An 8089-nucleotide genomic window follows, 5' to 3' on the forward strand; every position below is an offset into this window, starting at 1 on the left:
CCGATGGTCAAGATCGACTTTGAGCCATGGGAACCCGAAGAAACGATCGGGAAACTGTGGCACACCCTCGCCAGCCGCCTTGATGCACCTGAGGTGCACGTAGGAGCCGCGGTCGACCTCTCTGAGGTCGCGGGGCGGCTGGCAGTCCTTTTCCGAGGGCTGGGAGGTAGTCCGGGCGTTGAATTGCGTCCGGTCTCACCCGAGGTTTCCCGTCATCGTTTGAGCTGGCGTCGCCGGCTGGCTACCGAGACTGAATTGATGCCGCGCGCCTCGTTTGATGGCGAGGTTCTGCGCCTGCCAGATCGTCTGGCGGTGTTTCCCGCGCGCGCGGCCAACGGCGCACTGTACGTCTGGCTGGCGGCCGCGGCCGCCCATGCCGGAACCCGGATTGATGACGATGATCCGTTACGCGCCGACTTGACTGCGCTGATCGCCGCTCGAAACATGGTCGAGGCGACACTGGAGGACGCCCCCGGCTTGCGCCCACTTTACGCCGAGCTTTGCAGAGGGGTGCTGCATCAACGCGACATACCCAGCCTTCCACCCGCCGAGGCGGCTGTCGAAGAGCTGATCCGATTTAACCTGGGCGAACTTCATACGTTGTCGGAAAAAGCCGAACAGTTTCTGAAGCTGGACGATGACGTGGTCGCCCCGCGCGGCTATCAGCCGATGCGCCCGATACCCTTGTGGCCCGAACTGCGCGCCGTCGGCTTTTCCGAACACAACGAGGTCGAAAACCCAGACACTGAAGGCCCGCCCGAAGAATCTGGCGAGAAAACCCATCGCGCCCGCCGCCGCAAATCGGATCAGGCATCCCGCAGCGACAGCTTCATTCTGCACAAGTTTGAGGCGATCCTCAGCTGGGCCGAATTCCTCAACATCAACCGCCGGATCGACGACGACGACCCCGACAATGCCAAGAAGGCTGCCGACGACCAAGAAGAGATTGGCCTAGGACAAATCTCCAAAGCCCCTCCCACCAAGCTGAAACTGCATCTGGACCTCGCCCCTGAGGATGTGAACCGAGAACGTTTGTCGGGCCGTATCCTCTATCCCGAATGGGATGTGCGCACGGGACAATATCTGCCCGACCACGTGAATGTACTGCTCTCGGATGCCGATATTCGCGATGACGCGGCCGCGTTCGGAAAGGACCCAGCGACCGCCCGCCGGATCCGCGCCGTTAAGCGCCAATTTGAAGCCCTTCGCCCAGGCCGTGTTATGACGCGCGGCCATCTGGATGGCGACCAACTGGATATCGAGGCCGCCGTACGGGCACAGGTTGATCGCTGCACCAATGGCGAAGGAACCGAGCGTATCTGGATGCAATCCCGTCCCGAGGCGCGCGACCTTGCCGTCTCGATCCTGCTGGATGTCAGCCGCTCCACTGAAAGCGCCGTCACAGGCCGGGCCGTGATCGACATCGAACGCGAGGCGCTGGCCGCGCTCGCTTGGGGCCTGAACGCCTGTGGTGACGATTTCGCCATTCACGCCTTCAGTTCGCTGAAACGCCAACGCGTCTACGTCCAGCGCTGCAAACGCTTTGATGAGCCGATGGGTACGACCGTCGAACAGCGCATCGCATCGCTGCGACCGGGCCACTATACCCGGCTCGGGGCTGCGATCCGACATTGTTCAGCCGACCTGGCGGCACAATCGCGAAAGCGTCGCCTGCTGCTGGTCATCACCGATGGCAAGCCCAACGATCTGGACCATTACGAAGGCCGCCACGGTATCGAAGACACCTGCATGGCTGTCCGCGAGGCCCGCCGCGCCGGGCAATCAGTGTTTGGTGTGACCATCGACAAGACAGGCAAAAGCTGGTTCCCCCGCATGTTCGGACAAGGCGGTTTCGCCGTCATCCCCGACCCGCACCGGCTGACCATGGCCCTGCCGCAGATCTACCGCCAACTGGTCGGCGCATGAGCGATACCTCCCTGATCGACGAGCTTCCGGGTGAGTTGTTGATGTGGGTGCTCATCATCTCGGAGCTGTTGGTATTCGGGGCAGGCTTAATCGCCTTCATGGCCGTTCGCCTGACCGACCCTGCGGGCTTTGCCGAGGCGCAGTCGCATCTTTATCGCACGGGTGCGGCCTTCAATACAGCAGTGCTGGTCACGTCAGGTTACCTCGCCGCGCAGGCGCTGAACTGGCGCAAGGCGGCACGCCGTGGTGCCGCGCGTCTTGCCTTGATCGGTGCTGCCCTGCTGGGAGTAGTGTTCCTGATCATCAAAGGGGTCGAGTACACGGGAAAAGCGGCGCAGGGGATCACGTTTGAGACCCACCCGTTTTTCATGTTCTACTACCTGCTGACCGGGTTTCACGCAGCACATGTGTTGGCAGGGGTGGGTATCCTGCTGCTCGTTGCCTGGCGCGACGATGCACGTAACATCGAGGCGGGCGCTCAGTTCTGGCACATGGTCGACCTGGTATGGATTATGCTGTTTCCCGTGATTTACCTTCTGGGATAGGCGCCGTGTCAAAGGCTTTATCTTTTTTCAAATGCGCCCGCTGGAGGCTCCCGAACTCACTCCCGCGTGCTTGGCTTACGTTGCTTGCGCTAAGCCTTTTTTCCGCATTGTTGACCATGCTGCCCGTACTACCGGAGCTTCTGGGCGCCGGTATCCTGATCCTCGCGCTGATCAAAGCCCGCGTTATTCTCACACGGTATCTGGATCTCGCAAAAAGTCAGGTCTGGCTGCGCGGATTCACAGCGGTGCTGACCGGCTTTGTGCTCGTCATCTTTTCCCTCTACCTCATGTGACCAAAGAAAAAGCCGCCTTCAAGAGCGGCAAGTTCTCAGGTGCGATTGGGCACCATGGCTATTGAGCTGCCATCGGCATCCGCGCGATCTGGCAGCGGTGCCACAGGGCCGACAGGGCGCCGACCAGATGGTCAATATCCTCGTCCGTATGCACAGGCGAAGGGGTGATCCGCAAACGCTCGGTCCCTTTGGGCACGGTTGGGTAGTTGATCGGCTGGATATAGATACCGAACTCTTCCAACAGCGTATCCGAGATGAATTTGCATTTCACCGGATCGCCTACCATCACGGGGATGATATGGCTGGGGTTAGAAAGGTGAGGAATTCCTTCGGCATCCAGTCGGGCACGTACCTGCCCCACGCGTGCTTTTTGAAGATCACGTTCGGCATTCGACTGTTTCAGATGCCGGATTGAGGCCGCAGCACCAGCTGCAATCGCGGGGGGCAGGGCGGTCGTAAAGATGAACCCGCTGGCAAAGCTGCGCACGAAATCGCACAGAGCAGCCGAAGCGGCGATGTAACCGCCAACCACGCCAAATGCTTTGCCCAGCGTGCCTTCGATCACGGTCAGCCGGTCCATCAGCCCCTCACGCTCGGCGATGCCACCGCCACGGGGGCCGTAAAGACCAACGGCGTGAACTTCATCCAGATAGGTCATCGCGCCGTATTTGTCGGCCAAATCGCAAATACCTTTGATCGGAGCGATGTCGCCGTCCATCGAATAGACAGATTCAAACGCGATCATCTTGGGCGCGTTGCGGGCGGCCGCGGCCAGTTTCGCCTCGAGGTCTTCAAGGTCGTTGTGCTTCCAGATGACCTTTTGCGCGCGCGAATGGCGGATGCCTTCGATCATCGACGCGTGATTCAACGCATCAGAGAAAACGATCAGGCCGGGGATTTTGGCCGCCAGAGTTCCCAGCGCGGCCCAGTTCGAGACATAGCCCGAAGTGAACAGCAGCGCGGCCTCTTTCCCGTGCAGATCGGCCAGTTCATTTTCCAGCAGCACGTGGTCATGTGTTGTGCCCGAGATGTTGCGCGTGCCACCCGCACCTGCACCGCAGCGATCCAGTGCGTCATGCATCGCACCAATCACCTCCGAATGCTGCCCCATGCCCAAATAGTCGTTGGAACACCAGATCCGCACATCTCGCTGCACCGCTCCATCAGTCTGGCGCGCGTTCGGGAAGGCCCCGCAGTTCCGTTGCAGATCTATGAAAACGCGATAGTTTCCTTCATCCCGCAAATCATCAAGGCTCTGGGTGAAAAATCGCTGGTAGTCCATCTCACACACTCCCGGGAATACTGGCTTTGACCTGAGGTTAGGCATGGTGGCGGTGCGATGACATGACAATTGTCAAGTTGTGGCGCAGGAAAAAGCTGGTGCAGAGGATTCAGGTTTGGCATAGCCATAAGGCAACGAATGTACCGGCTGAGAGATTGGCCAGGGAAAAAGGGGGCACTTCTTGGCCCATGAAACACAAAAGGCAATCGCCAGACAGTCGTTACTGCTGAAAAGTCTGCCAGAGCACCATATCGACAAACTGCTCAGCCATGCGATCTGGCGGCGCTACGACCGGGGTGAGACGATCTTTCTGCAGGAGGAAGAAGCCAAGGCCGTACACGTGGTTCTGGCGGGTTGGGTCAAGCTGTTTCGCATGGCGCCGACTGGGGCCGAGGCCGTCGTCAGCGTCTTTACCCGTGGCGAAAGCTTTGGTGAGGCGGTCGCGCTGCGCAATGTGCCTTACCCAGTCTCTGCCGAGGCTGTTTCGGCCTGCGAAATCATGCATATTCCCAGCCCACTTCTTTTGTCCCTGATGCGCGAAGACCCTGAGATTGGCGTGTCGATCCTGGCTTCGACCTTTACCCATTTGCATTCACTGGTCGCGCAGCTGGAGCAACTCAAGGCCCAAACCGGCGCGCAAAGAGTGGCCGAGTTTTTGCTGAACCTGTCCGACAAGGTGTCCGGCGGCTGCGAGGTTGAGCTGCCTTATGATAAAATGCTGATTGCCGGGCGCTTGGGCATGAAACCCGAAAGTCTGAGCAGGGCGTTTTCGCGGCTCAAGCCGGTGGGTGTGAAGATCAATCGCAATCACGCCGAAATCGCGGATATCCAAAGCCTGCGTGACTATGCCGAACGCGACTCGTCCGAGAAGTAGCGCACATTCCGCTTCGATAGGGTTATTAGCGCAGACATTTTGGCATATTTGCTAGCGTTTTTTCGCATGTTTGTGTACAATGATGCCAGTTCTGCCGCGTATTTCGGCGGGGGGTGCAGCATGACACACGACCGCAACGGTGGCCCTGACAGGCCGCCCTTGGTTGCGCTCAGCGTCGCCAAGGTCGCTCTTTCGGTTCGGGCCAAGCTGCTGGTGGCATTTCTGGGAATAACCGGTCTGCTGGTCTGTTTGGTGTTGTTTGGTCTATATGCCTTGCACCAAGCCAATCTGCGGTCCGAGACGATGATGCGCGATCAGGAGCGTATTGCGTTTTTCAATGACACCCACACAACGATCTCGAACCTGAACACTCATCTTCTGTCTTTGTTCGTTCCGCAGAACCTGAAAGGCCCTTCTCGTCAGGACGGCATTCTGGGGGCTTCTACGCGTTCGATACTTCACGTTTCGGCAGCACTAGAGCGAAACCTTGCCCTTGGTTTTCGCAGTTTCGGACAGCCCGGAATGCCGGATGCGCAAGCGATCGCGAACCTTCGATCTGACCTTCAGGACATTTTGCCGGCAATCACTGAACTGCGCCGTCTGAACCGCGAAGGCGATCTGTTAGCTGCGGCGCAACACGGTATCGACCACATGTTCGAGCCGCTGCAAGCCATGCAGCGCGAGGCGTATACCGTGGCGCAGGATGTCGAACAGGAAGTGCGCGAACTGGCGCGGACAACAGAACAGGCATATTTGACTTCACGTCTAAGCATCACGGCTGCGGCGATCGCAGCGATTGGGATTGCCCTTTTGTTGGGATATTCGATTTCGTCGTCCCTGTTGTGGCCGATCGAACGCATCCATGCGGTGCTCAGCAAGCTGTCTCGGGGTGGGTTCGACAACCGGATTGCGGTTCCCAATCGGGACGAACTAGGCGAGCTGGCAAACCACGTGAACCAGACCAGCGAAAAATTGGGTGCGCTTTACGGGCAAGTCGAAGTGCAAAAAACCCAACTGGCCGATTTGAATGCAGCGTTGGAAACTCGGGTCGCCAACCAGATAGAAGAGATCGAGCGCACCAATCGTCTGAAACGTTTTCTGCCGGCGCAGGTGGCCGCGATGATTGTCGGCGCGACGGATGAGGCGGATGTCTTGAGAACCCGTAAGGCCGAGATCACGGTTCTTTTTGCTGATCTGCGCGGGTTCACGGCCTTCGCCACCGTTGCCAATGCGGATCAGGTTGTCGCGGCGCTCAACTCATTTCACGGCACTTGTGGACCGCTTGTCGAAGCCTGCGGGGGAACATTGGAACGTTTTCTTGGCGACGGTTTGATGGTTTTGTTCGGCGCGCCGGTGCCGCTGGATGATGCTGCGCAGAGAGCCGTTGATCTGGCCCAGAAAATGCAGGTGGATGTTCGAAAGGCGATGGTCCCATACAGGGCCGGTATAGCGCAGCATAGTCTTGGCCTCGGCATTGGGATCGCAACGGGCGCAGCAACCTTGGGTCGGATCGGTTTTGAGGGTCGTCTGGATTACTCGGCCATCGGGCCTGCGCCCAATCTTGCGGCACGCCTGTGTGAAATCGCCAAGGACGGTCAGGTGCTTGTCTCAAATGCAACTGCGCGTCAGGTCCGGATAGATATGACCCCGGCGGGACCGTTCGATCTGAAAGGCATAGGAAACCGCGTTTCGGCCTTTGAATTGGCACGTCTGGTTGAAAGCCGGGCGGCGCCTCACGTTTGTGCCCCCTATCCCTGACAAATGCAGGGAGTTGCGCCCGTCGTAACTTCAAAAGGCGGGGTCAGGCGGTCATGTGCCAGCGATGAGCGCGCCTACAATCTACAAGACTGAGCTAACCAAAACGGCTTAAGTGCGCACTCTGATGACGGCCCAATGGGAACGGCAACTCACCCGATGCGTGGGTCAGCGAGTGTGTTTGACTTGAGGTTGGGGTGACGAACCGACTGTTTGCCGGGGCGCGGTTCGTTTCGTCCTACCTGGCGGATAACTGTCCCGCAAAGCGTTGATTTCGGATGTCGTCCGGGGATGTCTTGTAATGGGCGCGAAAGGCGCGCCCCAAAGCGACAGCAGAAGAAAACCCGGTAGCTGCCGAAATCTCTCGCTGCGACAGATCCGTTGTCCGAAGCAACGTGTCAGCTCGTTCCAGACGCAGCTCTCTGTACGTTGTCAAAAGCTTTGTGCCGGTTTTGTTCAGGAACCGACGCTGCAACTGTCGGGTAGACGTACCCAGCATTTGCGCCAAATCCGAGATCCGCAACGGCTCCTCAAGATTATCACTCATCGTTTCGATGGCTCGGCGCACTTGTGGATCGGCCTCGGACCGTTGGAAAAGCCGGATTGCAAGATGGCTCTTGGCGGTCATTTTAGGCTCGGACAGGCCGATGTATCCGCGCAGAGTGTCTGCGAGGTGCTCTCCGTGATCGATCGAAACGAAATTGGACAACAACCGTAATGCGCTTAACCGGGTCGATGCGCTGTGCAAACGGTTATCATAGGCCATGTGGAATCCCGAGCCATCCTCGATCAGACCGATTTCCTGCGCTGCGGCCGTGAAGTTGGGGTGCACCGCGGCGACTGTTTTTTCTGCCCGCCCGATCTGAGCAAGCAGCAAAACGGCGCTGCCGACAAGTATTGTGCGCGACGACAGGTTCACAACCTGTGAGGTCCAGGATTTCTCAGAGTCATCCAACCGCCAGTTTTCGTGGATATCCCCCCAAAACAGTGCCGTTCGCCCAGACCAGTACAGCGGCCCTTCGACCGGATCTTTAGCCAACCTGCGAATGTTGATGATGTAAGAATGATGTTCGACCAGCCTGTTCAAGGCATCAAAGAAATCCAGGACGATCTGTGCAGATGCTTCGATGTCCGCGCCAGAGAGGACAACATCGACGTGATGATTTCTCTTGGGTGTTTGCCTGGCAACGCAGGCTTGCCGTGAACGGACATTTTTGAGGACATAGTGTTTCATTGTTCCTCCACCTGATGGTCTTCGGCTTTGCCCTTCGGGGCACCGCCCATTCCTTATTGCCGACCCCCGAAGTTTCGGGGATCGGCCGTGAGTTTCAGCCCGCTTACTCTGCGGCTTCTTCGTAAGCGTCCATTGGGGGGCATGTGCAGATTAGGTTTCTGTCGCCGTAAGCGTTGTCGA

The 8089-nt window shown here is 58.4% G+C and carries 7 protein-coding genes; 5 read left to right on the forward strand and 2 right to left on the reverse strand.

Annotated features, from left to right (window positions below):
* Positions 1–3 precede the first annotated feature (3 nt).
* The 3 genes from QMP16_RS10720 (at position 4) to QMP16_RS10730 (ending at position 2764) form a co-directional block, all read left to right on the forward strand.
* Positions 4–1926: a nitric oxide reductase activation protein NorD gene (locus tag QMP16_RS10720; RefSeq protein ID WP_282152371.1), complete on the forward strand. Its 1923-nt coding sequence runs from the start codon at positions 4–6 to the stop codon at positions 1924–1926.
* Positions 1923–2471 (forward strand): cytochrome c oxidase subunit 3, encoded by a 549-nt coding sequence (locus QMP16_RS10725; protein WP_282152372.1) that lies wholly within the window; start codon positions 1923–1925, stop codon positions 2469–2471. The genes QMP16_RS10720 and QMP16_RS10725 overlap by 4 nt, the downstream gene beginning before the upstream one ends.
* Positions 2472–2587: 116 nt before the next feature.
* A complete protein-coding gene (locus tag QMP16_RS10730; RefSeq protein WP_282152373.1) occupies positions 2588–2764 on the forward strand; it encodes a nitric oxide reductase F protein in 177 nt (58 codons plus the stop codon).
* A gap of 58 nt (positions 2765–2822) precedes the next feature.
* Here QMP16_RS10730 and hemA read toward each other — a convergent pair whose 3' ends face one another.
* On the reverse strand, positions 2823–4046 hold the full coding sequence (gene hemA / locus QMP16_RS10735; protein ID WP_282152374.1) for a 5-aminolevulinate synthase: 1224 nt from the start codon (positions 4044–4046) through the stop codon (positions 2823–2825).
* A 181-nt stretch (positions 4047–4227) separates the two neighbouring features.
* On the opposite strand from hemA, the gene QMP16_RS10740 reads away from it, so the two are divergent.
* Together QMP16_RS10740 and QMP16_RS10745 are read left to right on the forward strand one after the other, a co-directional pair.
* Positions 4228–4920 carry a Crp/Fnr family transcriptional regulator gene (locus QMP16_RS10740; RefSeq protein WP_058274905.1) on the forward strand — a complete coding sequence of 231 codons (693 nt, stop codon included), beginning with the start codon at positions 4228–4230 and terminating at the stop codon, positions 4918–4920.
* Positions 4921–5040: 120 nt separating this feature from the next.
* Positions 5041–6678 carry an adenylate/guanylate cyclase domain-containing protein gene (locus QMP16_RS10745; RefSeq protein ID WP_282152375.1) on the forward strand — a complete coding sequence of 546 codons (1638 nt, stop codon included), beginning with the start codon at positions 5041–5043 and terminating at the stop codon, positions 6676–6678.
* 235 nt (positions 6679–6913) lie between these two features.
* Here QMP16_RS10745 and QMP16_RS10750 read toward each other — a convergent pair whose 3' ends face one another.
* Positions 6914–7909 (reverse strand): helix-turn-helix domain-containing protein, encoded by a 996-nt coding sequence (locus QMP16_RS10750; protein WP_282152376.1) that lies wholly within the window; start codon positions 7907–7909, stop codon positions 6914–6916.
* Positions 7910–8089 lie beyond the last annotated feature (180 nt).

The organism is Ruegeria atlantica, from assembly GCF_947495585.1.
Taxonomy (GTDB): domain Bacteria; phylum Pseudomonadota; class Alphaproteobacteria; order Rhodobacterales; family Rhodobacteraceae; genus Ruegeria; species Ruegeria atlantica_G.

What these genes read in the sequence shown, in the direction of transcription:
- hemA (WP_282152374.1), bottom strand. Translation starts at nt 4,046, where the DNA reads ATGGACTACCAGCGATTTTTCACCCAGAGCCTTGATGATTTGCGGGAT.
- QMP16_RS10725 (WP_282152372.1), top strand. Translation starts at nt 1,923, where the DNA reads ATGAGCGATACCTCCCTGATCGACGAGCTTCCGGGTGAGTTGTTGATG.
- QMP16_RS10730 (WP_282152373.1), top strand. Translation starts at nt 2,588, where the DNA reads ATGCTGCCCGTACTACCGGAGCTTCTGGGCGCCGGTATCCTGATCCTC.
- QMP16_RS10720 (WP_282152371.1), top strand. Translation starts at nt 4, where the DNA reads ATGGTCAAGATCGACTTTGAGCCATGGGAACCCGAAGAAACGATCGGG.
- QMP16_RS10750 (WP_282152376.1), bottom strand. Translation starts at nt 7,909, where the DNA reads ATGAAACACTATGTCCTCAAAAATGTCCGTTCACGGCAAGCCTGCGTT.
- QMP16_RS10745 (WP_282152375.1), top strand. Translation starts at nt 5,041, where the DNA reads ATGACACACGACCGCAACGGTGGCCCTGACAGGCCGCCCTTGGTTGCG.